Source organism: Cycloclasticus zancles 78-ME (assembly GCF_000442595.1).
GTDB classification, from domain to species: Bacteria; Pseudomonadota; Gammaproteobacteria; order Methylococcales; family Cycloclasticaceae; genus Cycloclasticus; species Cycloclasticus pugetii.
This window is the reverse complement of sequence record NC_021917.1, coordinates 2409481-2435696: the sequence shown is the minus strand read 5'-3', so window position 1 is coordinate 2435696 and position 26216 is coordinate 2409481. Positions and strand designations below refer to the sequence as shown.

Here is a 26216-nt window from a genome sequence, read left to right as displayed (position 1 = left end):
ATATACTGAATCTATAATTTTAATGAAAAATAAAGGAGCGAGCGTGGCAACGTATAAATCCCCAGTGCAAGATATGGAGTTTGTTTTAAATGAAATTATCAATGTTGGTTCTTTAACCGAGATTGAAAAGTTTGAAGATGCAACGGAAGACATCATTACGGGTGTACTTGATGAGGCCGCTAAGCAAATTGATAATACTATTGGCGTTCTAAACGAGTCTGGTGATGCCGAGGGTGCTTCGTTAAACAACGGTGAGGTAACCACCCCTGAGGGATTTAAAGAAGCCTATGCATCTTATGCAGAAAGTGGCTGGATTGGGCTAGATAAAGACATTGAATTCGATGGCCAAGGGCTACCTTATGTTCTAGCGACAGCGGTTACCGATATGCTATCAGGAGCGAACGCTGCATTTTCTTTATACCCAGGCCTAAGCAATGGGGCGTATGAGGCATTAAAAGCGCACGGAACACAAGCACAAAAAGAAACCTATATGAGCCATTTAAGCCTCGGTGATTGGAGTGGCACAATGTGTCTGACAGAGCCCGGTGCTGGTAGTGACCTTGGGCAAGTGCGAACAAAAGCTGTGCCACAAGAAGATGGCAGTTATTTGATTGAAGGTAATAAAATTTTTATTACAGCAGGTGAGCATGATCTAACCGACAATATTATTCACTTGGTATTAGCAAGAACACCCGATGCACCGGAAGGTATTCGTGGTATCAGTATGTTTGTTGTGCCTAAATTTTTGATTAATGAGGATGGCTCATTAGGTGAACGGAACGCAGCAGAGTGCGCCAATATTGAAGAGAAAATGGGTATTCATGGCTCCAGCACTTGTGTGATGAATTTTACTGATGCAAAAGGTTATTTAGTGGGTGAGCTCAATAAAGGCATTCAAAATATGTTTGTGATGATGAATGCAGCTCGCTTAATGGTCGGTTTGCAGGGGCTTGGCGTTGCTGAGCGTGCAACACAAAATGCGATAACGTATGCAAAAGAACGTAAACAAGGGCGTCCACTGACCCGTAAGGCCGAGTCTTCATTTGATAGTGATACTATTATTGTTCACCCGGATGTGCGCCGTATGTTGTTCACCATGAAAGCATTAACAGAAGGCTGCAGAATGATGGCGTACGACACCGCTAAACATGTTGATTTATCCGAAAACCACCCTGATGAGGCAGTACGAAATGCTTCAAAGGCTCGGGTAGATTTGATGACGCCGGTGTGTAAGGCGTTTATTACTGACGTGGGTGTGGAAGTGTCAGGCCTAGGTGTGCAAGTGTATGGTGGTCATGGTTATATCAAAGAACATGGTATGGAGCAGAATATGCGTGACAGTAAGATATTCTGTATTTATGAAGGGACGAATGGAATTCAAGCGATGGACTTGGTTGGCCGCAAGCTTTCAATGAATGATGGTCAGTTACCGATTGATTTTTTTGCTGAGGTAAAAAGCGAGCTCGCCTCGGCGAGTGCTGAGATGGCATTTGTTACGCAGCCATTAACATCTGCCCTAAGTGCCCTAGAAGAAGTGACGGCTTGGTTGATTAAATCGAAAGAAGAGGATCTAAATGATTCCGCGGCAGCGGCGGTAGATTATCTACAGATGTTTGGCTTAGTTTCATTAGGGTATTATTGGCTACGAGCCGCTAAGGTTGCCAGTGGAAAAGAAGGCGTGTTCTACCAAGGCAAGTTAGCGACAGCTAATTTCTTTGCAACAAAGCTTTTGCCGCGTGTTCATGGTTTGGCTCCTGTGGTTATGTCGGGAAGCCGCTGTGTTATGGAGCCAAGTGAAGAGTTGATCGTTTAGCTTTAAACGATTTAAATTAAAAAGATAAGGCCCAGCTGTCTTCACGGGGTTTGTTTTTTCGAAGACAGTTCACAGGTTATTATTTATAAATAAAAAAAACAGGTTTCTTGTATGAATCTTTTTGATATGTCGTTGGATAAAAATCCAGCCAATTATGTCTCACTTTCGCCACTTACTTTTTTAAAGAGGGCGGCAGATGTTTATCCAAATAAAATAGCATGTATCCATGGTGAGCAGAAAATAACTTGGGCTGAGACGTATCTTCGTTGCGTTAAGTTAGCCTCGGCGCTTGCGAGCAGAGGGGTAAAAAAAGGAGATACCGTTTCAGCGATGTTGCCAAATATTCCAGCGATGTTTGAATTACACTTTGCTGTGCCAATGTTGGGCGCAGTATTACACTCAATTAATACACGTTTAGATGTTAAATCAGTTGCTTTTCAGTTGGACCATGCTGAAAGCAAAGCGGTCTTTATTGATGCTGAGTTTGCTGATGTTATGGCGACGGCAGTAAAGGAAGCCGAGGTATCCCCGCTAGTAATTGATGTGGAAGATGCAACATTTGGCTCGAGGCAGGCCATTGGCGAGGTTGAATATGAAATGCTCGTTGCTGAAGGTAATGAGACATTTCAATGGAGTTTGCCAGAAGATGAGTGGCAGTCGATTACATTGAACTATACCTCTGGAACCACGGGTAATCCAAAGGGAATTGTTTATCATCATCGCGGGGCTTACCTAAACGCACTTAATAATATAGTGACCTGGGATATGGGCAATCACCCTATTTATCTTTGGACGCTTCCAATGTTTCATTGTAATGGCTGGTGTTTCCCTTGGAGTCTTGCTGCTTCTGCGGGCACAAATGTTTGTTTGCGTAGTGTGTTACCGAAAACGATTTTTAAGCTTATTAAGTCTGAAAAAATAGATCATTTTTGTGGTGCACCGACGGTTCTCACCATGCTGATCAATACGCCAGAGAAGCATCAAAAAGGCATTGAGCACGAAGTGAAAGTTATGACCGCTGGCGCTGCGCCGCCGGCAGCGGTTATTCAGAAAATGGAAGAAATGAGTTTTAGTGTGACACATGTTTATGGGTTAACTGAAACTTATGGCCCTTGTACAGTATGTGCTTGGCATGATGAATGGGATGAGTTGCCGTCTGATGAACAAGCAGCGCTTCGAGCTCGACAAGGGGTTAGGAGCGCAATGCTGGAAGATTTAATGGTGGCGGATCCAGAAACGCTCGAACCGATGCCTAAAGATGGCGTGAGTATGGGCGAGGTATTTATGCGTGGGAATAATGTGATGAAGGGATATTTAAAAAACCCGTCAGCATCTGACGAAGCATTTAAAGGCGGTTGGTTTCACTCGGGGGATTTAGCTGTGTGGCATGAAGATGGGTATATAGACATCAAAGACCGATCAAAAGACATCATTATTTCAGGGGGTGAAAACATATCCACATTAGAAGTTGAATCTGTTTTGTACCGTCATCCAGCTATTTTAGAGGCAGCTGTTGTTGCTAAATATGATGATGTATGGGGTGAGAAGCCATGTGCTTTTGTGACCTTGAAAGAAGGTGAAAACGTCACAGAAAAAGAAATCATATCGTTTTGTAGAAAAAACTTGGCGCATTATAAAGCGCCGAAATATGTTGTATTTGGTGGCTTGCCAAAAACATCGACTGGGAAAATTCAGAAATTCACATTAAGAAAACAGGCAAACGAGATAAAGCACTAATTCGCTACCATGTTTGGAGTAATGATCAATACCAGAGAGCCCTTTAGTCTTTGGGTGCTCAAGTAAGGTTGGTATGAAAATAACCTCGAGCGGCCAATAAATTACAACCATGGCGAAAATAATACCATTTAAGAAGAAAACGCTGTCTGAAAAGCATAAAGGGGGGACGCTATGTCGAAATGGCCATCATGCATGGGCGATCGATAAAGACCAGCAATTTGATGTTAAACAAGGTAAATTGATGACTTTATACCGTTGTCGGCGGTGTAAGGTAAGTAAACAAAAGCTGATTTAACGCAGTTCTATGCTCGTTTTTTTGTGCGGTATCTGGAAAATGGGCTACAATGGCTGTGAAGTATTTACTAATATGGAGTAAGAAATGAAGATATTCAAAAACTTAGCGGCTGTTTTGGTCGTCGCATTATTTGTATCGGGCTGTGCCTCAGTTAAGACTGACAAGTGGCAAAATTGTGCTATGGCAGGTGCTGCAATTGGTGGCGCAGCAGGCGGTTTAGGTGATGATCATGATAGGTCTGATTTAATCGTTAGTGCGATAGGTGGTGCTGTCATTGGTGGGACTATTTGTGCATTAATGGCAGAAGAAGTCGCGGCTCCGGCTCCAGAAAAAGACACTGATGGTGATGGTGTTGTGGATAGCTTGGACCAATGCCCTAATACGCCAGCGGGTGCAAAAGTAGACAGCAAAGGTTGCGCATTAGATAGTGATGGCGACGGTGTTCCTGATTATAAAGATGAATGTCCAGATTCAGCTCCAGGTGCTGTAGTTAATGAACTTGGTTGCGCTATACCTCTAGTGCTTAAAGGTGTTAACTTCCATTTTGATTCAGCCGTGTTGACGGACGAAGCAAAGCAGGTTTTAGTGCAAGTTGCTGATAACTATAAAGCATATCATTCACATGTGGCTTTGCTAATTGGTGGACATACTGATTCTAAAGGACCAGCAGAATATAACTTAAACTTGTCTCAACGTCGTGCTGAAGCAGTTCGTGCGTTTTTGATTGCTGAAGGTTGCGATGAAAGTAAATTAACAGCAGCAGGTTATGGGGAAGAAAAACCATTTGCTGATAATGCAACAAAAGAAGGACGTGCACTTAACCGCCGAGTTGAGTTAACAGTAAAGTAAAACAACTTTAAGGTTGTGATAAAAACGGGGCTTTTGCCCCGTTTTTTGTGCATAAGAATAAGTCATAGAGTAGAGTGCCGATTTGGGATGTTGATCTTTGCTTCGTTTAGGTTAGAATCAACGTCTTTCGTTTAGGTTAGAATCAACGTCTAGGGATAAATTAATTGTAAAATTAAATGGAGAGAATAATGGGAATTTACAAAAAACTGACAGCATTATTTGCATCAGTAGTGTTAGTCAGTGGCTGTGCAACTGTTGAAACAGAAAGTTGGCAGAATTGTGCCATAGGCGGAGCATTATTAGGCGGTGCGGCTGGCGCATTTGTTGAAGGTGCGACAGAGGTAGGCGTTGGGGCCGTAGTGGGTGGTTCCTTAGGTAGTTTAATTTGTGGGGACGAGGCTGAAGCCGTGCCAGATGCCGAGCCTGACACAGACGCTGATGGCGTCGTTGACAGTCGTGATGAATGCGTGGGTACGCCAGCAGGGGCAGCTGTTGATAGTAAAGGTTGTAGTACAGATAGTGATAATGATGGGGTTGCTGATTATAAAGATAAGTGCCCCAACTCTGCACCTGGTGCGAAAGTAAATGCATTAGGTTGTGTGGATGCTTTAGTTTTGGAAGGCGTTAACTTTCATACGGCCTCGGCTGAGTTGACTGATTCTGCGAAAGCTATTTTACTACCCATTGCAATGGCTCATCGTAAGCATTATGCGGATGTAAACTTGTTGATAGCTGGTCATACTGACTCACAAGGTACAGATGCGTATAACCAGGATTTATCTGAAAGGCGTGCAGCATCAGTTCGTGCTTTTATGATTACACATGGTTGTGATGAAAACATGCTCTCAACAATCGGATATGGTGAAAGCAAGCCTATTGGAGATAATGCTACCTCTGAAGGGCGTGCTAAGAATCGTCGTGTGGAGATGAGCGAAAAGGAATAGTTACTTAATAAATGAAAAAACGGGGCTTTTGCCCCGTTTTTTTGTAAAAAATAAATCAATTAGTAAGGCTAGGCGTAATCTTAAAACTCAAAGGTGGCGTTACTGCCAATGAGCTCTATGCCAACGAAGTTAGGTTTATGTGCTTTTCTATGAGCTTGTCTTTGACAGGCTGGGCAAGATTAGTGTTAGCAGATACACCAAATGAGTTTATTCTGGCGGGAGTCGCTGATATTTTTATTATTTTTTCCGGTTAGGGTTGGGATTGCTTGGCTAATAAAGAACTGCGAGCTGTATGGTCGACAGAAAAATTATTTATTCGTTATTTTCCATTTTTGCGCGATGCCGCTGGACGTTTCGTTATAAATATATTGCCCATCAGATGAGAAAGCCAAGGCAATAATAGCGGCGGCCTCATTGCCCCATATAACGTCTTTTTTTGGCATCCATGTGTTAAGCAGACTGCCTGTTTTAACATCCCATAAGTCAATTCGTTGATTGGGCCTACCTGTAAGTAGGTGCTGGGAGTCGGCTGAGAACTGGCTAGCGGAAACAGTCATATACCTCATAGGAAGCTGGCTTAGTTTATCGCCAGTTTCAGTATCCCATAGTTTGGTTTTTCCTAGGGAAGCATTACTCATCGCATAACGACCATCATCAGATAAAGCGACATTAAATATTTTAAAGTTTTGGCGCCATTGTTGGGTCAATTCTCCAGTTTTAAGGTCCCAGAGCTTTGCGTATTGATCATTAGCTCCTGTAATAGCGTAACGTCCGTTGTGTGATAGAGCGACAGTATTAACAAAACCATTGTGCTTGAAGCTGTAAATGATTTTTCCATAATAAAGATCGAAGTAATAGGCTTTGTTCGATTCCATACCGATAAGAGCATGTTGACCATTGCTTGAAATAGCGATATCTGTAATATTAGGAAAGTCCCAATAGCCAATAATTTTGCCACTTTTGACCTCCCATAAAGCAAGGGAGTTACTCTCAGCGGTAATAGCAAACTTATTATTAGCAGATATTGCAGTGGCGATAATGCCTTTATTGTTATCGGTATGTTGCCAGCGGTGTAGTACGGTGTTGGTAGCTACTTCAATGAGTTGTGCTACACCATTTGTTATAGAGACAAGAGCTAGTGAACCGTCTTTAGATAGGCTTGCATTGAGTAAGCCCGCTTTATCATGCACCCATTGTTGCTCGACATCGGTCTGATATTGACACGCTTGGAGAAAAAAAATAAGGCTAATAAGATAAATGTTTTTTAAAAAAGGACTCATCTTAATAAGGGGCGTCGGGTTATTTGAAAATACGTTTTAGTTTTAATTTTAATTGAGCGAACAAGCTGAGTGGTTTTTTGAAGGACTCCTCCGTTATCGGCTCAATCTTGTGGCCTTCCATAAAGGCTGTTAGTACCTTATTAAAAGCCTTTGGTTGTTCTAATTGTGGGCTATGACCAACGCCATGAAAGGTATGAAATCGGCAATTATCAATATGCTGTTGCATATTTTTTAGTGGTTGTAGGGGGATAACGCTATCTAAATCACCATGCATAATTAAAACAGGGAATTTAAAGTGCTTTAGTAAATGTGTGCCATTCCATTTTTTTAACGTGGACAAAAAACCATTAAATGCTTTTATATCCATTTTAAGAGCATCTTCAACGATCAGGTTGAGATAGAATTTATTGTAGTTGAGCCTCGGCATGGCTTTTTTAAAGGTGGTCATTAACAGTTTTCGTTTTAAACCAATAGTGCCTAGGAAGTGAAAGATATGTTCGGGTGAAAAAAAAGAGCTCTGGTTGGAAATATTTTTTAATGATGCCATGCCTTCAGCAGGGGCAGGAGCAACCAAGGTTAAGGTAATAATTCGATCAGCATTAGTGCCTGCTAACTGTTGGGCGACAGCACCGCCTAATGAATGACCAACAAGGTGAAATTTATCTAGCTTTAGTTGGTCGGCAAACTGCAGAATGTCTTCGCTGAGCGTTTCTATATCGTAGCCACTGCTAGTGACTTCACTGTCACCACAACCCCTGAAATCGGGTGCGTACCCTTGGAAGCCATTAGGCAACTGTTGTAAAAAAGGTTGCCAATAATGCCAACTGCCAAAATTGCCATGTAGCAGGATAATGGGTATATCGCCGTTTGATTGGTGCTCGTAATGGACGTTAAGGTGTTCAAGTTGAATAAAAGGCATAGTGTTAGTGAACCCAGTTCAATTTATTGTGTAAGGAAACAACGGAGCCAATAATAATTAAAGTAGGTGGTTTTGGTTTAAGCTGGTCCACTTTATCGGCGATATGTAATAAATCAGAAATGATGACGCGGTGATCTGCTGTTGTGCCTTTTTGAATGAGGGCGACAGGGGTGCTGCCTGATAATTGTCGTTCAATAAGTTTTTCACTAATTTGCCGAAGTCCAATTAGCCCCATATAAATCACAATAGTTTGGTTGGGTTTGGCCAGTTGGTCCCAGTCTAAATTGACCGTATTGTCTTTTAAATGCCCCGTGACAAACATGCATGATTGCGCGTGATCTCGATGAGTGAGTGGGATGCCTGAGTAACTGGCGCACCCAGATGCAGCTGTGATACCGGGAACCACTTCAAAAGCGATGCCTTCATCGATAAGCGTTTCAATTTCTTCACCACCGCGACCGAACATAAACGGGTCGCCACCCTTTAGTCGTACAACACGGTTGCCTTCTTTGGCCATTTTTATTAATAAGGCGTTTATGCCTTCTTGCGGCACACTATGTTTGCTGCGTTGTTTACCGACGTATATACGCTCAGCATCGCGACGGGATAAGTTTAGGACTTCGTTAGATACAAGACGGTCGTAGATAATGATATCTGCCAATTGAAGTAACCTTAACGCCTTTAATGTCAATAATTCAGGGTCGCCTGGGCCTCCGCCTACAAGATAAACCTTGCCGTTGGTAGCGACATCAGGTGCTTTATGTAGAGCCTGCAGCAAGCCTTTTTTAGCCTCTTCATGCTGCCCTTGGTAACTGAGTTCGGCGACAGGGCCATTGAAAATAGTTTCCCAGAAAATGCGTCGTTGCTTGATGTTGGAGAAATGATCTTTCACAGCCTGACGGCATTCGGCAGCAAGGCTTGCTAATTTCCCTAAAGATTGTGGGAGCAGCGTTTCAAGCTTTGCACGCATTAAGCGAGACAAGACAGGCGCAACACCGCCACTTGAGATGGCGATGGTCATCGGAGAGCGGTCAACAATGGCAGGAAAAATGAAGCTACATAATTGAGGTTGATCTACAACGTTAACGGGAATGTTGTTTGCCCATGCTTCAGAGGAGACTTGAGCATTTGTTTGTTCGTCATTGACGGCGCAGATAACTAGATGAAAGTCGAGGGTGTCAGTTGGTTTAAAAGCTCGGTTAATATGGTGTATTTGCTGATCAGTAGCCAACTGAGATAATTCGTCTGATAGCGTTGGAGCAATAACAGTGACATTGGCGCGAGCCTCTAATAACAGGCGAGCTTTTCGAGTAGCCACTGAGCCCCCGCCAACTAGTAGACAGTTTTGTTTATCAAGTTTATGAAAAAGCGGAAGGTAATCCATGGTCTATTTTAACTCTGAATGTCGAAAACAGGTAGTTAGGTGATCATTAACAAGGCCAGTAGCCTGCATGAGCGAGTAACAAATAGTTGGGCCAACAAAACTAAAGCCCCTTTTTTTTAAATCACGACTTAGTCGACTGGACATGTCTGTTTCGTTCGGCACTTGTTCGGGTCGCTCCCATTGGTTGATAAGTGGCTGATGGTTTACATACTGCCATAAGTAATTAGAAAAGCTACCAAACTCTTTTTGTGTCTTTATAAAAGCAATAGCATTTTTGACACTGGCTTTTATTTTAAGTTTATTACGTATGAGTCGTTCGTCTTGTAGTAGGTGATTTACTTTTTTGTCGCTATACTTCGCGACGATAGCTGGGTCAAAATGATCATACAGCTCACGGTAAGCTTCACGTCGTTGTAGCACTGTTGACCAACTAAGGCCTGCTTGAGCGCCTTCAAGAATCAGGTATTCAAATAATTTGTGTTCGTCTGTTAAGGGTACGCCCCATTCTTGATCGTGATACAGAATATCGAGTGGTTTTTGGGCCCAAGGGCAACGTGTCTTATCACCCATGGGTTATCGCAAGGTAATAATTGGCCAATCGTTTTTAATGGCGTGATGCTTCAGTTGTTCATCTGGGTCAACAGCCACGGGGTGGGTGACTTTTTCCAATAGGGGAATGTCATTATGTGAATCGCTGTAAAAAGTGCTATTACTGAGGTCGGCCTGATTATCAGCAAGCCATTGTGTTAACCGGGATACTTTCCCATCTTGATAGCAAGGAGTGTCAACATATTCTCCAGTATATCGACCATCAACGAACTCGGGCTCTGTTGCCAATACTGTTGGGATGCCGAAAAGCTTCACAATAGGTTCGGTAACAAAACGATTGGTGGCGGTAATTACCATTAAGGTATCGCCTTTATTACGGTGTTCTTCAACTAGGTCCTGCGCTGCGGTTAGTATCAAAGGGCGAATTTTTTCATCAATAAACTGCTCGCGCCACTGATGCAGCTTTTCAACGGGGTGATCGGCAAGAAATGATAATGCAAAACTCAGGTACTCATCGATATCCAGCTTACCTTGACAGTAATCGTTGTAGAACTGGGTGTTTGCTTTTGCGTAATCATCGCCATCGACGAGTTTTTTCTCAACAAGAAACTCGCCCCAAAGGTGGTCACTGTCGTCACTAATTAAGGTATTGTCGAGGTCAAAGATGGCAAGGCTCATGGGCGTATTATGTTTACAAGTAGGTTATGAGGGGTACATCAATGTTGCTAGAGGCGCTAGCCCCCATTAATGTGATTTAACTGTAAGTCTGACATAAATATTGGTGATTCCCAATCATTTTGTTATGGATGGTCGCACTGTGTCTAAACGTGGCTATAATAATCAATATTAAATTTTAGTTTAACAAATGAATCATGATTGATGACGATGGCTACCGACATAATGTTGGCATCATTTTATGTAGCCAACACAATAAATTGTTTTGGGCACGGCGTGCGAATCAAAGTGGTTGGCAATTTCCTCAAGGCGGCATGAATGAGGGTGAAACTCATGAAGAGGCGATGTATCGTGAGTTGTATGAGGAGATTGGTTTAAAACCCGAGCATGTTGAAGTTGTTGGAAAAACAAGAGAGTGGGTTTATTACGACTTACCTAAACGTTATGTTCGTAGGGATCGTTCACCAGTGTGTAGAGGTCAAAAGCAGATTTGGTTTATGTTAAGGCTGGTGGGTGAAGAAAAACATATTACATTTGATAAAACGGAGACACCAGAATTTGATAGCTGGCGCTGGGCTGATTATTGGGAGCCGGCTTTCGATGTTGTGTATTTCAAGCGTAATGTGTATTTAAGTGCATTAACCGAAATGTGGTCTTTTTTATTCCCGGGGATTACGCCTAATATTTTTAAAAAATAACTAATACCCAGCAGAGTTTTGATCGAGGTTATTGGGGGTGGTTGCTAGTCTGATAACATCCGTGTGTATCCCGCCACTGGTTGTTAAGCTCAGCCAACGATAACCAGGTGCTATATTGTCTATAGCAAACTCTTGGCTAAAAGGCTTAAATTGGAAGCAGGTCGATGGTGTTGAGTAGACGGGACTACCCGCAATGGTACTGCTGAACGATTGGTGGACGTGCCCATGAATAATGCCTTGCACGCTTGGGTTGTTCTCGATTAAATAAAGAAGAGACGCTGGGTTTGCAACGCACATACTATCTAGCCATTGGCTGCCGACAGGCTTTAATTGATGATGCAAACAGATGAGCACATGCTTAGCGGGATGAGCATCGATTTCTTGCTGGAGGTTGGCTACCTCCTGCTCGTCTAGAGTCCCGCCTTCTTCACCGGGTGTTTCAGAGTTGAGAAATGCAAAGAGCCATTGTTTATGATGTAAAAAAGGCTGGTACATCACGGGTGGTGTTGAAAACAGGCTGGTTAAGGTGCTGGAAGTGTCATGATTACCAGGAAGCACGTAACACGGGATGCCGAGCTTTTTTAAATGCTCAATCAGGCGTTGGTAAGACTGAATGGAGCCGTCTTGGCTTAGGTCGCCAGTGAGAAAAATAAGGTCGGGTGGCCAGCTTTGTTGTTGTGCTAGGCTTAAAATGGACAGAAAGCTCTCTTCAGTGTTAACTCCTACCAATTGATCATCAACAGACGCCATCAGGTGCATATCAGTCAGTTGGAGAACTTTTATGCTCGAAGGTTCGCAATGAGCAGGTGAGAAAACGTTAGCTTTTTTCAAGAATCTTTTGGAACAATTTAAAGTTTCTCTAAGTATAGCCGCTGATTTTAAAATTGCGCTGAGAAAGAATAGATCCTTAAGCGATTTTTTTAATCATCACCATTGAGCGGCGAGTTTGGTTGTAACGGAGGCGTTTCTCAGCTGGTAAATCATTCAGGGTGGCGGGAGAAAACCCTTTTTCTGCGAACCAATGGCTGCTTTGTGTTGTGAGAACAAACAAGTGGGTTAACCCATGGCTGCGAGCTTTATTCTCTATCATGCTCAATAAATATTCGCCCCGTTCCCCAGTGCGGTAATCGGGGTGAACAGCTACGCAAGCTAACTCGCCCATCAGCTCATCGGGGTATTCGTACAGGGCTGCGCAAGTTGTTATTAAGCCATCTTGTTCAATCACATGAAATTTATTAATATCCATTTCAATGGCTTCACTAGGGCGGTAGGCAAGAAGGCCTTTTTCTTCTAAGGGCCGAATAAGTTCGATAATGCCATGGAGGTCATTAATGGTAGCGGGGCGTGCGTCTTCAAAGGGCTGAATGCTGATCAGTGTGCCTGAGCCTTGCCGAGTAAACAGTTCTAATTGCAGCCCACCATTAATATTTCGGTCAATTAGGTGAATTCGCTTTACACCTAACTGGCTGGCGCGAATGGCTTCTTGCAAGTGCAAGTAAGCATCGTCTTGTTGATTGTCAGAAGACTTTAAGAGGGCTTGTGCTTGCTCGGTAGTTAATTGACGAATGAGTTTGTTTTTCTTGGTGAGAATCTCCGCTCGCTCGGTCATTATGATGAGTTTATCGGCCTTTATTTCGGTCGCTATTTCGGTTGCTATTTCTTCACTACGTAAATTAAAGACCTCACCAGCGGGTGAATACGCCAAGGGCGAAATAAGAACAATTTGGCCTGCATCCAGCGTTTTAGAAATGGTTTCGTTATTAACGCGGCGCACAGCCCCTGTAAACTGGTAGTCAACCCCATTAATAATACCGAGTGGTTTTGCAACGATAAAATTTCCAGAAGCAATATTAATGGTCGAGCCAGAAGAGGCGAGATTGGCTAGACGAGTTGATAGCTTAGCTTCAATATTAGTATGTGTTGTTCCTGCGGCCTCTTTTGCTAATTCAAGGGTTAGCTTATCTGTGACTCTAAGGTGTTGAAAAACACGGCTAGGGTGCTGGTGTTCATGTAGTTTCTTCTCTAGCTGGGTGCGGATACCGTGAACTAGGATAAGACGAATACCTAAGCTATGAAGCAACGCGATATCCTCCATTAGTGTTGAGAATAATGTGTCATCGATAGCATCACCGCTAAAGTTTATGACAAATGTTTTCCCCCGATGGGCATGAATATAAGGGGCCGTATTCCTAAACCAATTAATAAATTGATGAGGGGCTATCGGCTCACCTTTGCCAAACCGAGGGAGGGGATTATGTTTACCTTGCTCGAGGGGTATATTCAGTTCGTTGGCTGCGTCGATAATGCTCTTCATGGCAGAAGAGGGCACTCGCCCATCGGTACCATGCTTGCTTTTTGGGTAAGTCCAACGGTAAATAGTGGCGGGGTCTTTATTAATGGCCTTAGCTAGCTGCTTTACGCCCCCAAATTGCCGAATAATAAAATTTGCATCATCTTCCATGCGGGAATATTATATTTTTATTGCATTAATTGCAAAAATATTAATTTTTTGCAATTAAAAGCCTATTTTATGCAAATATTAGAGATTAATTTTTGCATAAAGTTGCAATAAGGCGTTATTTGATCCGCAGGAATGTATTCATTGGCTTGGTGAGCCTGGTCAATGTTCCCTGGTCCGACGACGAGGGTCTCAAGGCCAAGTCTATTAAGAAAAGGTGCTTCTGTGCCAAAGGCAACTGCTTCGGCTTTTTTGCCAGTCAGAGACTCGACCATTTGAGTCAGTTTTGCATTAGCGGCTGTTTCAAAGGCCGGTACGCCAGCAAAAATAGGGCGATGAGCTAGCGTCAGTTTACTGTCGATAGAAAGTATGTTGTTGAGACGTTTTTGCAGGTCGGCCCTTAACGTGTCGATATCCATGCCCGGTAGTGGTCTGATATCTATTTGAGTTTCGCAGTGCGAGCAAATTCTGTTGGGGTTGTCGCCACCATGTATAGATCCGATATTCATCGTTGGTGAGGTTATAGCAAAACTTGGGTTTTGGTGTTTGCGTTGTAAGTCATCACGCCATTTTAATAACTCGTTGATGACTTTATGCATCCCTTCGGTGGCGCTAGCGCCTAAATTAGGGTTGCTAGAGTGGCCAGCTTGCCCGGTAACAACAAGAGACTCCATCATCACACCTTTATGCATGCGAATGGGTGTTAACCCAGTGGGTTCGCCAATAATGGCATACTTAGCATGATGGAACTGTTTTTTGGTGAGTGCTTGAGCCCCAGTCATTGCGCTTTCTTCGTCTGCAGTGGCCAGTATTGTCAGTGGTCGTTTGAAATCCTTAAGATTAAAGCGCGAAGCAACATCGATAGCCAGCGCGAAAAAAGACTTCATGTCAGTACTGCCTAAGCCATAGAAATGGTTGTTTTTCTCGGTAAGTTTAAAGGGGTCTTGTTGCCAGTGATGTTCATCATAAGGCACTGTATCGGTATGCCCGGAAAGGACCAGGCCATCTGCGCCTTTGTGGCTAGGGCCGATGGTGGCGATGAGATTGGCTTTTCCGGGGTGGTTTGAAAGCGGTTCAACTGAGACAGTGAAGCCAAGGTTTTCTAACCAATCGGCCAGTAAGTGAATAACTGGAAGGTTGCTCTGGTCGAGCGACTGATTAGTGCTGCTGACTGATGGCGTGCCAATTAAGGCACGCATCATGTCAAGCATATTAAGTGGTGTGATCAAGGCTTATGAGTACAAGCCAAAAAGGAGTGGGATCATCCTAATTAGCTGGTTTTATCAGTCACAGCGCCTTCTGAAGCTGAACTGACCAATTTTGCATATTTGGAAAGAACGCCACGTGTGTAACGCGGTTTAGGTTGTTTCCAATTTGCAAGACGTTGTTGAATGACTTCATCGTCTAGGTGCAGACGTAACTCATTTTTTACGCTATCAATCGTAATCGTGTCGCCATCTTCAACAATAGCGATAGCCCCACCTTGAAACGCCTCGGGAGTGATATGGCCCACAACAAAACCATGTGTTCCACCAGAAAAACGGCCATCAGTGATAAAGGCAACTTTATCGCCCAGTCCTCTGCCCATAATGGCTGATGTTGGCGCTAACATTTCTCTCATGCCAGGGCCGCCTTTAGGCCCTTCGTAGCGAATAACCAAAACATCACCTTCCTTGATGGATCCACTAAGGATGCTGGCCATCGAATCTTCTTCAGAGTCGAAGACGCGAGCGGTTCCTGTAAAACCAAGACCTTCTTTGCCGGTAATTTTAGCGACAGCGCCTTCGGAGGCAAGGTTACCGTGAAGGACAACGAGGTGACTGTCTTTCTTGATGGCATTGTCTAGCGAATGAATAACATCTTGATCATCTGGGTAAGGCGCAACATCAGCTAAGTTTTCAGCTAGCGTTTTACCGGTAACGGTTAAACAATCACCATGCAATAAACCAGCATCTAAGAGTATTTTCATTAATGGTTGAATGCCACCAATTTCAATTAGTTCACCCATGGAATATTTTCCACTGGGTTTTAAGTCGGCGACCATTGGCACGCGTTTACCGATTTCGGTAAAGTCGTTTAATTTAAGGTCAACGTTGGCGCTATGTGCCATTGCTAATAGGTGAAGAACAGCATTGGTTGATCCGCCTAGGGCAATCACAACGGTAATAGCGTTTTCAAAGGCTTTACGGGTCATGATATCGCGAGGCTTGATGTCGAGCTCTAGTAATTTTAAAACAGCTTTACCGGCATCTTCACAATCTTTTTTCTTGTCCGTTGAAATAGCTGCTTGAGCAGAACTGTTCGGCAAGCTCATGCCCATCGCTTCAATAGCAGAGGCCATGGTGTTTGCGGTGTACATGCCTCCGCATGAGCCAGCACCAGGAATCGCTTTTGATTCGATGGCGTGCAATTCGTCGTCATCAATCAGGTTATTTGCACGAGCGCCTACGGCCTCAAAAACTGAGATGACATCTAATTTACGTTGTTTATGGCAGCCCGATAAAATAGTACCGCCGTAAACAAAAATAGCTGGGCGATTTAGACGCGCTAATGCAATCATGCAACCGGGCATGTTTTTATCACAACCACCAATAGCAACAACACCATCAAAACCTTGACAGCCAACTACAGTTTCAATCGAATCGGCGATCACTTCACGAGACGTCAGCGAGTACTTCATGCCTTCGGTGCCCATTGAAATACCATCAGAAATGGTGATGGTGTTAAAAATAACCCCTTTACCACCGGCTGCATTAACGCCTTTGGCTGCGTCATCGGCTAGGCCATTAATGTGCATATTACACGGGGTCACCATTGCCCATGTGGAGGCGACGCCGACTTGTGGTTTTTTGAAATCTTCATCATTAAAGCCAACCGCATGAAGCATTGCACGACTCGGTGCGCGTTCCATACCATCCACTACTTGGGAGGAAAATTTTCTGCTATCGTTCTTTTTGTCTGACATATTGTGCTCGTATAAGTTGGGTTAATTAGAATGAAGATTGCCAAGATGATTTTTTACGCCAACTAACTTTTGGAAGTATAAAACCAAGGATAATACCAAGTAGTAAGACGCCGGAGCCGACTAGGAACCAATCTAACGCGTCACTATTTATCAGCATATCATTTTCTCTTTTCAGGCTTTCTAGTTCGCGTTCAATCGTTACGACGCGTTGTTGAAGCTGGTTACGTTCTTCAAGAATTTGCACGGCATTACTGGAGGTTTCCTTTAATTGTGCTAATTCACGTGATAATGCAGTGTTGATTTCTTTTAACTCAGATGTTTCGGTATCTAGGCTGCCTTTTTCTGAGCTCAGCTGAGTCAATTGTTGGCTGGTATCGCTGAACTTGGTTTTAAGCGCTGCCAGCTCGGCTTCAGCCTTGGCTAAACGAGATTTGGCTGAAGGGGTTTTGTTTAATAACCGTGATAAAACCCAGCCTTCGCGCGAGTTACCTAGTTTGATTTTTGAATAACCGGATGGTCGGTCAGTCTCGATCACGTTGACCATTTTGCCGCTTTTTAGTGTGGCGATAATACGGTGCTTAGAGCTTTTGCCAGAGCGAACCATGATTTCGAGCTCATCTGAGACATAAGCGGGTTGCGCCATGATGGCAGTACTTGTTAAAAGAGTGAGGATCAATAGTATTTTTTTCACAAAACGACCTTTATAAGTAAGGATTGGATTCATTATTCCATTAAAAATTCTAGTAGTGCTTTTTGAGCATGCAAGCGATTTTCAGCTTCGTCCCAAACAACACTTTGTTTTCCGTCAAGCACTTCTGGGCTAACCTCTTCGCCACGGTGAGCAGGTAAACAATGCATAAATAAAGCATCAGGCTTGGCAACAGACATCAGTGCTGAATTAACTTGATACTCTTTGAAGGCTTGCTCGCGTACTTTTTGCTCTTCTTCTTGCCCCATGCTGGCCCAAACATCGGTGACAACAAGGTCAGCGTCACGGGCGGCTAGTTTAGCATCTTGAAAAAGTTCTACATGACTAGCCGTGGCGGAAAGTAAGGCTTGCTCTGGTTCGTAACCGACCGGGCAGGCAATAGTGAGTTGGAAGTCGAGTAATTTTGCCGCATTCATATATGATTGGCACATATTGTTTCCATCACCAACCCAGCACACACGTTTCCCTTTGATATCGCCACGTAATTCAAACCAGGTTTGTAAATCGGCCAATAACTGACAAGGGTGGAAACGATCGGTTAAGCCATTGATCACAGGCACTTTGGAGTTGCTTGCAAATGTAGTCACGGTTTCGTGGTTGTTGGTACGTAACATGATACCGTCTACCATGCGGGAAATTACACGCGCAGAATCTGCAATGGGTTCGCCTCGTCCTAGTTGCGTGTCGCGAGGGGACAAAAATAATGCGCTACCACCGAACTGCGTCATGCCGGTTTCAAATGAGATGCGAGTGCGGGTTGATGATTTTTCAAAAATCATCGCGAGAACTTTATTCTTTAAGGGCTCATGAATAATGCCATCAACACGCATTTTTTTTAATTCGATAGCGCGCTGGATGATTGAGCGTAACTCGTCGGCGCTTAAATCGTTCAGGGTAATAAAATGACGTGGTTTCACCATAATAGATACTTTACAGAAAGAATGGGTTAGTGGGCAATAATCAAGTCGCTAACCAATGTGGTTATTTGTGCGGCTTCATCATCGCTAATAGTGAGCGGCGGCAGTAATCGCACCGTATTGCCGGCGGCTACATTAATGAGTAACTTCTTTTCAAGCGCTTTATTGACCAAGTCCAAACAGGGGGTTGATAGCTCAATGCCAATCATTAGCCCTTTTTGCCTAATCTCTACAACGTGCTCGCAGTGTTTTAGGTTTAACTTAAATGCTTCAGCCATTTGAGTGCCTAGCTGGGTGGCGCGGCTGGCGAGTTGATCACGTTCTACAATTTCAATAACTTTTAAAGCAGCAGCGCAGGCGAGTGGGTTGCCACCAAATGTTGAGCCATGGCTGCCAGCAGTGAGCAAGCCGGTGGCTTTTTTAGACGTCAGGCACGCACCAATAGGTACGCCATTTCCTAAGGCCTTGGCCATTGTAACAACGTCGGCTTGGATGCCATTTTGTTGGCTGGCTAAGAAGCTGCCGGTGCGGCCAACACCAGTTTGCACTTCATCCAGCATAAGTAGCCAGTCATTCTTTTCGCACAAGTCACTTAATTTATTAAGGTAGTCTGCGCTAGGAATGTTAACCCCACTTTCACCTTGGATGGGTTCAACAAGCACAGCGACGATATTGGGCAACTGTTTTGAAAGCGTGTCGAGAGCGTTGATGTCGTTGTATGGGGCATGATAAAAGCCCTCTGGAAGCGGCGAGAAGCCCTCTTTTATTGCCAAATTACCAGTTGCTGTTAGGGTCGCTAATGTACGGCCGTGAAAGCTTTTATCCATAGTAACGATAATAGGGTTTTGGATATTTTTGCTGTGAGCAAAGCGACGGGCTATTTTAATAGCGGCTTCATTAGCTTCTGCACCTGAATTAGCAAAAAAAACATCATTCATGCCAGTGAGCTCGCAAAGCTTGTCAGCCAGTTTTTCTTGTTTATCAATATAATAAAGGTTCGAGGTGTGCATTAGCGTATGGGCTTGATCACTGATGGCACTAGCGACCTCTGGGTGAGCATGACCTAAACCACAAACAGCAATGCCTGATAGAGCATCAAGGTATTTATTGCCGTTTTCGTCCCACAGCCAAGCTCCTTCGCCTTTGAGAAAGCGAACCGGCATTGAAGCGTAAGTTGGCATAATATGGTGGTGCATAACGAACCTTATCAAGTTGTATTATGGTACAAAAACAAAGGCAGCCAAATCTGGCTGCCTATTTTGTTGATCTATCATTATAATTCTCTATATGAAAATCAGCAACTAATCAACTATGGATGCCATTGAGTTAAGTATCTTTTCAAGTCGAATTGAGTCTATTTGCGATGAAATGGGGGCCGTTTTACAGAGGGCAGCCTTTTCGCCAAACATAAAAGATCGTTTGGATTTTTCATGCGCTATTTTTGATGCGCAAGGTCAATTGTGTGCGCAAGCTGCCCATATTCCCGTTCATTTAGGCAGTATGGCGTACGCAATGCAAGATATTGTTGAGCAGGTAGATTGGCAACCTGGCGATATGCTGGCACTTAATGACCCTTACTTAGGTGGAACGCATTTGCCTGACGTGACGCTGGTATGCCCTGTATATATGAATGGGAGGCGAGTTGGTTTTGTTGCTAATCGTGCACATCATGCCGATATAGGTGCCGAGTCGCCAGGTTCTATGCCATTGGCAACGCATTTAGATGAAGAGGGGTTGGTTATTTCACCGACAAAGATCATGCGAGGTAACCAAGTATCTGCGGAGTTTGAACAAATAAAGCAGGCATTACGTCATACGATTGAATCCACTGGAGACTTTAATGCGCAAATCAGTGCAAACCAGCGAGGGGCGCAAAGATTATTGTCTGTTGTGGAGGACATGGGTGCTGAGAAATATGAGCGGGCATTAACACACCTTAATGAGTATGGTGATCGTTTGATGTTGCAATTATTACAGCGTATTCCAGTCGGAGTTTATCATTTTGAGGATGTCATGGATGATGATGGTCTAGGTGCTAAAGATATCAAGATCAAACTCAGTTTAACAATCAATAATAGCGAGGTTATTGCTAATTTTGCGGGTACGACCAGCCAGGTGGCAGGTAATATCAATTGCCCTTTATCAGTAGTGGCGGCGGCTGTTTACTACGTCTTCAGATGCTTAATGCCAGTTAATACTCCGGCGTGCTTTGGTGTTTATCGTCGAATTAAAATAATAGCGGAACACGGTTCGCTCATTAATGCGATAAAGCCTGCTGCCGTGGCAGCTGGGAATGTGGAAACCAGCACGCGATTGGTGGATGTGGTGATCGGCGCGTTAGCGCAGGCTGTTCCAGAAGAGCTTCCGGCCGCTAGCCACGGCAGCATGAATAATGTGGCAATGGGCGCTAAAACTGAGGGTGTTAGTTGGAATTACTATGAAACGATTGGTGGTGGAATGGGCGGGGGCGCCCTGTTTGATGGTTTGTCGGCGGTGCAAACACACATGACCAATACCCTAAACACGCCTATTGAGTCTTTAGAGATGCATTACCCTCTTAGGGTTAAGCGTTATCAGGTCCGCAGTGGGTCGGGTGGAGAAGGAAAAACTAAAGGCGGCGATGGGTTGATTAGAGAAATAGAGTTCTTGAAACCGGCGCATATTACTTTGTTAACAGAACGAAGGAGGCATAAACCATGGGGGGTATTAGGTGGGCAGGCAGGAAAGTGTGGTGAAAACTGGCTAAATGAAACGCGTTTAGCCGCAAAAGTTAGCGTGGATGTTAGTGTGGGTGACTGCTTGGCAATTAAAACACCGGGCGGTGGAGGCTATGGAGTTTAGACTTATTCTAAATATTCAGGGTATAATTCAAGAAATTGTTTTTAAAAGGTGTCGATATGTCTGTAAATGAACGAATAGAAGATCAACTAAAAAATCACGCCGTTTTATTGTATATGAAAGGCACGCCGTATTTCCCACAGTGTGGCTTTTCGAGTAAGGCGGTGCAAATTTTACAAGCATGTGAAGTCGAATTTGCTTACGTTAATATTTTTGATGATGACGAAATACGCGAAGGCCTGAAAGAATATTCAAGCTGGCCAACATTCCCTCAGCTTTATGTGAACGGCGAATTAGTCGGAGGTGCTGATATTATGATTGAAATGTTTGAAAGCGGAGAGCTGAAAACTATGCTGGATAAAATTAAGGCTGCTTAGCAAAGGCATCCCATTGATTAACGATCTTACAAAATAAAATAGCGGTTTGCTCGGCGTCATATAGCGCCGAGTGGGCTTGCTCACTATCCCAGTCCATGCCAGCGGCTTTGGCGGCCTTAGCTAATACCGTTTGGCCGTATGCGAGCCCACCTAAAGTAGCCGTATCAAATGTGCTAAAAGGGTGAAAAGGATTTCGTTTGATTTGTGTGCGTTCTACCGCGGCATTCATAAAACCAATATCAAAAGCAGGGTTGTGCCCAACCAAAATAGCACGGGTGCATTGTTGTGCTTTTACAGCTGCCCTTACGGGGGCAAATAACTTCCTAAGAGCTTCTTTTTCATCAATTGCTAGGCGGAAAGGGTGATACGGGTCAATACCGTTGAACTTTAATGCAGCAGGGTCAAGGTTAGCGCCTTCAAAGGGGATGATGTGCTCACGATGAGATGATTCAATAATAAGCTGCCCCGATTCGTCCATAGCGGGAATGACAACTGCCATTTCAAGCAAAGCATCTGTTGTGGCATTAAATCCGGCGGTTTCAAGGTCAACGATGACTGGTAGATAACTACGAAAACGATTGGCCATCGTGTTTACATCAGAATTTAGCATTTTCTCTAGACTAACAATTTAGGAATATTTCGCTATAATAAGTCAAGCAGCCTTTGGCGGCTTTATAAAGTTGCATTAAAAATTACTAAGAAAGAGTTCTCATGAGATTATCGGTGTGTTTTAGAAAAGGAATTGTGTGTATGTTTGTTGCCATGGCGGCTTTATTGTCCGGCTGTGCATCGCTAACCTCACAAGAAGAAAATGACCCTTTAGAGTTTGTGAATAGGGGGGTGTACAAGTTTAATCAAAAAGCAGATGAATATGTTCTTGAGCCTGTTGCAAAAGGTTACCAGTATGTAACACCTGATATTGTCGACCAAAGCATTACGAACTTCTTTAGTAATTTAGATGACGTGGTGGTATTTGTTAATGACATTCTACAGCTTAAGTTTAATCAAGCCTTGTCGGATGGTGGTCGTGTGCTAGTTAACACAACGGTGGGTGTGCTTGGTTTTGTTGATATGGCTACTGACATGGGGATGCCAAAAAACAATGAAGATTTTGGGCAAACATTAGGGGCTTACGGCGTAGGTACAGGGCCATATGTTGTGCTGCCTATTTTAGGGTCAAGTACGTTGCGTGACACGCTAGGTATTTATGCAGATACGTTTGTTGACCCTATTCAGCAAATTGATGATTCTGATGCAAGGTGGGCGACGATGGTGCTCAAAGGTGTAGATACCCGCGCTGATTTGATTAGAGCAAAGAAAATTGCAGACCAAGCTGCGTTAGACCCATATGAGTTTGAAAGGAGTGCGCACTTCCAGCGTCGTAATTATTTAATTTACGATGGAAATCCTCCGTTGGATGATGAAGATATTTTCGATGACGAATAATTAGAGTACACAAAAAAGCCCCGTTTAAACGGGGCTTTTTTTTATTGCTTTAGCTACAGCCTAAAGGTTATTTTATTTTCCACTGTAAAGGGGTTTCTTGACGAAAAGGCGTTAACGTTTGTGTGCCAAAAGAATAGCTAGGCGGTGCTTGCCAGCTTTCTTTGCTGAGTGTCAACGTCTGTTTGTTTCTTGGTAAGCGATAAAAATCGGGCCCATAAAAACTACTGAACCCCTCCAGCTTATTTAGAGCGCCTTCTTTCTCAAAGGCCTCTGCATAAAGCTCAATAGCGGCATAAGCAGTAAAGCAACCTGCGCAGCCGCACTGGTTTTCTTTAGCCGTTGTTGCGTGGGGGGCGCTGTCGGTGCCTAAAAAGAATTTCGGGTTGCCACTGGTGGCCGCTTTAATCAATGCTTGCCTATGTGTTTCACGTTTTAAGATGGGTAGGCAGTAATTGTGTGGACGGATGCCGCCCGCTAATAAGTCGTTACGGTTGAAAAGGAGGTGTTGTGGTGTCAACGTGGCGGCGGTGTAGTTGTTTTCAAGTACAAAATCAACGGACTGCTGCGTTGTGGCATGTTCTAAAACAATGCGTAGCTCAGGAAATGTCTTTCTGATAGAGGTAAGGTATTTATCGATAAAGGCTTTTTCCCGGTCAAAAATATCAATATCTGTATCGGTGACCTCTGCATGGACCAATAACGGGAGATCATGTTTTTGCATTTCTTCTAACACAGGAAAGAGTGCGGATACATCTGCGACACCGTTAGATGAGTTAGTGGTGGCGCCTGCGGGGTATAGTTTTGCTGCAAAAATATAGTCACTTTGGCTGGCCTGTTTGATGTCTTCGATCGAGGTGTCGTTGGTGAGGTAGATCGTCATCAATGGTTGAAAGCTGCTTTTTTCTGGTAAAGCGTCTAAAATTCGTTGTCGATAAGCACTGGCTCGTTCAGCATTAACAATAGGTTGTGCCAAATTAGGCATCACAATGGCACGTTGAAACTGCCGGGCACTAAAAGCAACCGTTGTGTTGAGGGCGGGGCCGTCGCGTAAATGTAAATGCCAATCGTCTGGTTTAGTAATGGTCAGTTGAGTCGTCATATTTGTATCAATCGCATGATGAAGCTATAAAAGTGCGTTTATTTTACATACATTGCTTGCTATAGACCTCGTAAATCATTGAAAATACCCAGTTGTGTTTAGTGCAAGCGTATAACAAGAACAACCGATCAGTATTTGGAGTGAAAGAAATATGCCTATATATGAATACCAATGCGATGCATGTAAGCATCGTTGTGAAGCATTGCGTAAAATAAGTGATGCGCCATTAACAAAGTGCCCTGAATGTGGGGAAGATGCATTGAGCAAGCTTATGTCAGCCTCAGGCTTTCGTTTAAAAGGCGACGGCTGGTATGAAACAGACTTTAAAAGTGGAAAAAAGAAGAATTTAGCAGAAGGCTCATCAAAAAAGTCGAGCGAGACTAAATAATTACAGGCCTTTTCTGAAAAAGGTATATCTAGCGTGATAACTGTCAGGCTACTCAAAAAAACATAACGGTAAGGAAATAAAGATGATGCGTAGTCATTATTGTGGTGACATTAACGAAAACCACTTAGGGCAGGAAGTTGAGATTTGTGGTTGGGTACATAGACGGCGCGACCATGGTGGCGTCATTTTTATCGATTTACGCGACCGTGAAGGTATTGTACAAGTGGTGTTTGATCCAGATCGCGCTGATTCTTTTGCCATTGCCGAAAGCGTGCGTGGTGAGTATGTATTAAAACTAAAAGGCCGTGTTCGCCCGCGACCAGAAGGTACTATTAACCCTAAAATGAAAACCGGTAAGGTTGAGTTATTAGGGTTAGAGCTAGAAATTCTTAATCGTTCAGAAACCACGCCAATTCAAGTTGATGGCGATATTGAAGTGAACGAAGAAACGCGTTTACGTTACCGTTATATAGATTTGCGTCGCCCAGAAATGCTAGAAAAAATTCGCTTGCGACGCGATGTAACGCTTAATTTACGTCGCTTTTTAGAAGATGAGGGTTTCTACGAAATTGAAACGCCTTTCTTAACAAAGGCAACGCCGGAAGGCGCGCGTGATTACTTGGTGCCGAGCCGTACGCATGAGAATAGTTTTTTTGCCCTGCCTCAATCGCCACAGTTGTTTAAACAGCTGCTTATGATTGCTGGTATGGATCGCTACTATCAAGTTGTACGTTGCTTTCGTGATGAAGACCTTAGAGCGGATCGACAGCCAGAATTTACCCAGCTAGATATCGAAACTTCTTTTATGGATGAAGGCGAGATAATGGGCTTAATGGAAGGCATGGTTAGGCGTTTATTTAACGAGGTTATCAATGTGAAATTGCCAGAGCAATTTCCGCAGATGACGTACGAAAAAGCTATGGATGTGTATGGCACTGACCGTCCTGACTTGCGTAACCCCTTAGTGTTAACAGATGTGGGTGATTTAATGGCAGCGGTTGAATTTAAAGTATTTTCTGGCCCGGCAAATAGTGATGATGGCCGTGTGGCGGCGCTTCGTGTGCCAGGAGCGAGTAGCCTGAGCCGTAAGGATATCGATGGTTACACTAAATTTGTTAGCATTTATGGCGCAAAGGGTTTGGCGTATATCAAAGTTAATGACCGTGCGGCTGGTATTGAAGGGCTGCAATCGCCTATTTTAAAATTCCTACCTGATGATGTAGTTGAAAATATCATGGACAGAACTGGCGCACAAACAGGGGACATTGTTTTCTTTGGAGCCGATAAAACTAAGGTTGTTAATGAAGCATTGGGCGCTTTACGTGACAAAATTGGTCAAGATCAAGGTCTATTGGAAGGTGATTGGAAACCTGTTTGGGTGGTTGATTTCCCAATGTTCGACTGGGATGAAAAATCAAGTCGTTGGAATGCTATTCATCACCCATTTACTGCACCTTCTTGTGATGCTGATGAGCTTAAAGCGAATACAGGTAAGGCCTTATCTAGAGCGTACGATTTAGTGCTTAACGGTACTGAAGTAGGTGGTGGTTCCATCCGTATTCATAAAACTGATATGCAGCAAGTGGTATTTGACTTGCTAGGAATGGATGCAGAAGAATCACAAGAAAAATTTGGCTTCTTATTAGATGCGTTGAAATACGGCTGTCCTCCACATGGTGGAATGGCGTTTGGCTTGGATCGCCTGGTTATGTTGATGTCAGGGGCTTCAACCATCCGTGATGTGATGGCATTCCCGAAAACACAAACAGCTGCCTGCCCATTAACGTCAGCACCTGCAATGGTTAGTGATGCGCAGTTAAAAGAACTCGGCATACGGTTAAGGAAACCACCCGTGCTTGAGGCAGAATAAGGAACG

The 26216-nt window shown here is 43.7% G+C and carries 25 protein-coding genes; 11 read left to right on the top strand and 14 right to left on the bottom strand.

Translation table 11 applies throughout. The annotated features are described in order from the left end of the window. The first annotated feature begins 43 nt into the window (after positions 1-43). From CYCME_RS11690 to CYCME_RS11670, 5 genes are all read left to right on the top strand, one after another. Positions 44-1813, top strand: coding sequence for an acyl-CoA dehydrogenase C-terminal domain-containing protein (locus tag CYCME_RS11690; protein WP_041933070.1), 1770 nt, complete (start codon positions 44-46; stop codon positions 1811-1813). A gap of 111 nt (positions 1814-1924) precedes the next feature. Further along, positions 1925-3550 (top strand): acyl-CoA synthetase, encoded by a 1626-nt coding sequence (locus CYCME_RS11685; RefSeq protein WP_020933152.1) that lies wholly within the window; start codon positions 1925-1927, stop codon positions 3548-3550. A gap of 109 nt (positions 3551-3659) precedes the next feature. Then, positions 3660-3845, top strand: coding sequence for a hypothetical protein (locus CYCME_RS11680; protein WP_041932974.1), 186 nt, complete (start codon positions 3660-3662; stop codon positions 3843-3845). An 84-nt stretch (positions 3846-3929) separates the two neighbouring features. Then, on the top strand, positions 3930-4694 hold the full coding sequence (locus CYCME_RS11675) for an OmpA family protein (protein WP_020933151.1): 765 nt from the start codon (positions 3930-3932) through the stop codon (positions 4692-4694). 188 nt (positions 4695-4882) lie between these two features. Continuing rightward, positions 4883-5638 (top strand): OmpA family protein, encoded by a 756-nt coding sequence (locus tag CYCME_RS11670; RefSeq protein ID WP_020933150.1) that lies wholly within the window; start codon positions 4883-4885, stop codon positions 5636-5638. A 308-nt stretch (positions 5639-5946) separates the two neighbouring features. Here CYCME_RS11670 and CYCME_RS11665 read toward each other — a convergent pair whose 3' ends face one another. Genes CYCME_RS11665 through CYCME_RS11645 form a run of 5 tightly spaced genes read right to left on the bottom strand, consistent with a single transcriptional unit; the run spans position 5947 to position 10448 of the window. After that, entirely contained in the window at positions 5947-6918 is a 972-nt protein-coding gene (locus CYCME_RS11665) for a WD40 repeat domain-containing protein (protein ID WP_020933148.1), read from the bottom strand. Positions 6919-6937: 19 nt separating this feature from the next. Then, positions 6938-7837, bottom strand: coding sequence for an alpha/beta fold hydrolase (locus tag CYCME_RS11660; protein WP_020933147.1), 900 nt, complete (start codon positions 7835-7837; stop codon positions 6938-6940). A 4-nt stretch (positions 7838-7841) separates the two neighbouring features. Continuing rightward, entirely contained in the window at positions 7842-9221 is a 1380-nt protein-coding gene (cysG, locus tag CYCME_RS11655) for a siroheme synthase CysG (RefSeq protein ID WP_015005085.1), read from the bottom strand. Positions 9222-9224: 3 nt separating this feature from the next. Beyond that, positions 9225-9791 (bottom strand): DNA-3-methyladenine glycosylase I, encoded by a 567-nt coding sequence (locus CYCME_RS11650; protein WP_015005086.1) that lies wholly within the window; start codon positions 9789-9791, stop codon positions 9225-9227. Between the two features lie 3 nt (positions 9792-9794). Further along, a complete protein-coding gene (locus tag CYCME_RS11645) occupies positions 9795-10448 on the bottom strand; it encodes an HAD family hydrolase (protein ID WP_015005087.1) in 654 nt (217 codons plus the stop codon). 194 nt (positions 10449-10642) lie between these two features. Here CYCME_RS11645 and CYCME_RS11640 point away from each other — a divergent pair, with 194 nt between their 5' ends. Beyond that, entirely contained in the window at positions 10643-11143 is a 501-nt protein-coding gene (locus CYCME_RS11640) for an RNA pyrophosphohydrolase (protein WP_015005088.1), read from the top strand. On the opposite strand, the gene CYCME_RS11635 is transcribed toward CYCME_RS11640, so the two are convergent. The 7 genes from CYCME_RS11635 to CYCME_RS11605 form a co-directional block, all read right to left on the bottom strand. After that, entirely contained in the window at positions 11144-11902 is a 759-nt protein-coding gene (locus tag CYCME_RS11635; RefSeq protein ID WP_015005089.1) for a metallophosphoesterase, read from the bottom strand. A gap of 148 nt (positions 11903-12050) precedes the next feature. Next, positions 12051-13604 carry an amino-acid N-acetyltransferase gene (gene argA / locus CYCME_RS11630; protein WP_020933145.1) on the bottom strand — a complete coding sequence of 518 codons (1554 nt, stop codon included), beginning with the start codon at positions 13602-13604 and terminating at the stop codon, positions 12051-12053. Positions 13605-13666: 62 nt separating this feature from the next. Next, positions 13667-14812 (bottom strand): acetylornithine deacetylase, encoded by a 1146-nt coding sequence (argE, locus tag CYCME_RS11625; RefSeq protein ID WP_020933144.1) that lies wholly within the window; start codon positions 14810-14812, stop codon positions 13667-13669. Between the two features lie 59 nt (positions 14813-14871). After that, on the bottom strand, positions 14872-16566 hold the full coding sequence (gene ilvD, locus CYCME_RS11620) for a dihydroxy-acid dehydratase (protein WP_015005092.1): 1695 nt from the start codon (positions 16564-16566) through the stop codon (positions 14872-14874). Positions 16567-16591: 25 nt separating this feature from the next. Continuing rightward, entirely contained in the window at positions 16592-17257 is a 666-nt protein-coding gene (locus CYCME_RS11615; protein WP_223253196.1) for a TIGR04211 family SH3 domain-containing protein, read from the bottom strand. 32 nt (positions 17258-17289) lie between these two features. Continuing rightward, positions 17290-18195 (bottom strand): ornithine carbamoyltransferase, encoded by a 906-nt coding sequence (gene argF / locus CYCME_RS11610; RefSeq protein ID WP_015005094.1) that lies wholly within the window; start codon positions 18193-18195, stop codon positions 17290-17292. A gap of 26 nt (positions 18196-18221) precedes the next feature. Continuing rightward, positions 18222-19388, bottom strand: a complete 1167-nt coding sequence (locus tag CYCME_RS11605; protein ID WP_015005095.1) for an aspartate aminotransferase family protein — start codon at positions 19386-19388, stop codon at positions 18222-18224. Between the two features lie 115 nt (positions 19389-19503). On the opposite strand from CYCME_RS11605, the gene CYCME_RS11600 reads away from it, so the two are divergent. Both CYCME_RS11600 and grxD read left to right on the top strand, forming a co-directional pair. Further along, the gene (locus CYCME_RS11600; RefSeq protein WP_020933142.1) at positions 19504-21033 is read left to right on the top strand and encodes a hydantoinase B/oxoprolinase family protein; all 1530 of its coding nucleotides are present in this window, start codon (positions 19504-19506) and stop codon (positions 21031-21033) included. Between the two features lie 56 nt (positions 21034-21089). After that, positions 21090-21407, top strand: coding sequence for a Grx4 family monothiol glutaredoxin (gene grxD, locus CYCME_RS11595; protein WP_015005097.1), 318 nt, complete (start codon positions 21090-21092; stop codon positions 21405-21407). Here the strand turns inward: grxD and rnt are convergent. After that, a complete protein-coding gene (gene rnt / locus CYCME_RS11590; RefSeq protein WP_015005098.1) occupies positions 21394-22017 on the bottom strand; it encodes a ribonuclease T in 624 nt (207 codons plus the stop codon). The genes grxD and rnt overlap by 14 nt on opposite strands. A gap of 101 nt (positions 22018-22118) precedes the next feature. On the opposite strand from rnt, the gene CYCME_RS11585 reads away from it, so the two are divergent. Further along, positions 22119-22853 carry a VacJ family lipoprotein gene (locus tag CYCME_RS11585; RefSeq protein ID WP_020933141.1) on the top strand — a complete coding sequence of 245 codons (735 nt, stop codon included), beginning with the start codon at positions 22119-22121 and terminating at the stop codon, positions 22851-22853. A gap of 67 nt (positions 22854-22920) precedes the next feature. Here the strand turns inward: CYCME_RS11585 and pyrC are convergent, their stop codons facing one another. Further along, a complete protein-coding gene (pyrC, locus tag CYCME_RS11580; RefSeq protein WP_020933140.1) occupies positions 22921-23952 on the bottom strand; it encodes a dihydroorotase in 1032 nt (343 codons plus the stop codon). Positions 23953-24103: 151 nt separating this feature from the next. Here pyrC and CYCME_RS11575 point away from each other — a divergent pair, with 151 nt between their 5' ends. Both CYCME_RS11575 and aspS read left to right on the top strand, forming a co-directional pair. Beyond that, complete coding sequence (locus CYCME_RS11575; protein ID WP_015005101.1) at positions 24104-24340, top strand: FmdB family zinc ribbon protein; 237 nt, start codon at positions 24104-24106, stop codon at positions 24338-24340. An 82-nt stretch (positions 24341-24422) separates the two neighbouring features. After that, the gene (gene aspS, locus CYCME_RS11570) at positions 24423-26210 is read left to right on the top strand and encodes an aspartate--tRNA ligase (RefSeq protein ID WP_020933139.1); all 1788 of its coding nucleotides are present in this window, start codon (positions 24423-24425) and stop codon (positions 26208-26210) included. Positions 26211-26216 lie beyond the last annotated feature (6 nt).

Bases quoted from the DNA above. Each gene is read 5' to 3' on its own strand.
- CYCME_RS11650 (WP_015005086.1), bottom strand. From the start codon at position 9,791: ATGGGTGATAAGACACGTTGCCCTTGGGCCCAAAAACCACTCGATATT.
- grxD (WP_015005097.1), top strand. From the start codon at position 21,090: ATGTCTGTAAATGAACGAATAGAAGATCAACTAAAAAATCACGCCGTT.
- pyrC (WP_020933140.1), bottom strand. From the start codon at position 23,952: ATGACGACTCAACTGACCATTACTAAACCAGACGATTGGCATTTACAT.
- rnt (WP_015005098.1), bottom strand. From the start codon at position 22,017: ATGCTAAATTCTGATGTAAACACGATGGCCAATCGTTTTCGTAGTTAT.
- CYCME_RS11605 (WP_015005095.1), bottom strand. From the start codon at position 19,388: ATGCACCACCATATTATGCCAACTTACGCTTCAATGCCGGTTCGCTTT.
- CYCME_RS11685 (WP_020933152.1), top strand. From the start codon at position 1,925: ATGAATCTTTTTGATATGTCGTTGGATAAAAATCCAGCCAATTATGTC.
- ilvD (WP_015005092.1), bottom strand. From the start codon at position 16,566: ATGTCAGACAAAAAGAACGATAGCAGAAAATTTTCCTCCCAAGTAGTG.
- CYCME_RS11635 (WP_015005089.1), bottom strand. From the start codon at position 11,902: ATGCACCTGATGGCGTCTGTTGATGATCAATTGGTAGGAGTTAACACT.
- CYCME_RS11665 (WP_020933148.1), bottom strand. From the start codon at position 6,918: ATGAGTCCTTTTTTAAAAAACATTTATCTTATTAGCCTTATTTTTTTT.
- aspS (WP_020933139.1), top strand. From the start codon at position 24,423: ATGATGCGTAGTCATTATTGTGGTGACATTAACGAAAACCACTTAGGG.
- CYCME_RS11675 (WP_020933151.1), top strand. From the start codon at position 3,930: ATGAAGATATTCAAAAACTTAGCGGCTGTTTTGGTCGTCGCATTATTT.
- CYCME_RS11680 (WP_041932974.1), top strand. From the start codon at position 3,660: ATGGCGAAAATAATACCATTTAAGAAGAAAACGCTGTCTGAAAAGCAT.
- CYCME_RS11600 (WP_020933142.1), top strand. From the start codon at position 19,504: ATGGATGCCATTGAGTTAAGTATCTTTTCAAGTCGAATTGAGTCTATT.
- CYCME_RS11670 (WP_020933150.1), top strand. From the start codon at position 4,883: ATGGGAATTTACAAAAAACTGACAGCATTATTTGCATCAGTAGTGTTA.
- CYCME_RS11585 (WP_020933141.1), top strand. From the start codon at position 22,119: ATGAGATTATCGGTGTGTTTTAGAAAAGGAATTGTGTGTATGTTTGTT.
- argA (WP_020933145.1), bottom strand. From the start codon at position 13,604: ATGGAAGATGATGCAAATTTTATTATTCGGCAATTTGGGGGCGTAAAG.
- CYCME_RS11640 (WP_015005088.1), top strand. From the start codon at position 10,643: ATGATTGATGACGATGGCTACCGACATAATGTTGGCATCATTTTATGT.
- argE (WP_020933144.1), bottom strand. From the start codon at position 14,812: ATGCTTGACATGATGCGTGCCTTAATTGGCACGCCATCAGTCAGCAGC.
- argF (WP_015005094.1), bottom strand. From the start codon at position 18,195: ATGGTGAAACCACGTCATTTTATTACCCTGAACGATTTAAGCGCCGAC.
- cysG (WP_015005085.1), bottom strand. From the start codon at position 9,221: ATGGATTACCTTCCGCTTTTTCATAAACTTGATAAACAAAACTGTCTA.
- CYCME_RS11660 (WP_020933147.1), bottom strand. From the start codon at position 7,837: ATGCCTTTTATTCAACTTGAACACCTTAACGTCCATTACGAGCACCAA.
- CYCME_RS11645 (WP_015005087.1), bottom strand. From the start codon at position 10,448: ATGAGCCTTGCCATCTTTGACCTCGACAATACCTTAATTAGTGACGAC.
- CYCME_RS11575 (WP_015005101.1), top strand. From the start codon at position 24,104: ATGCCTATATATGAATACCAATGCGATGCATGTAAGCATCGTTGTGAA.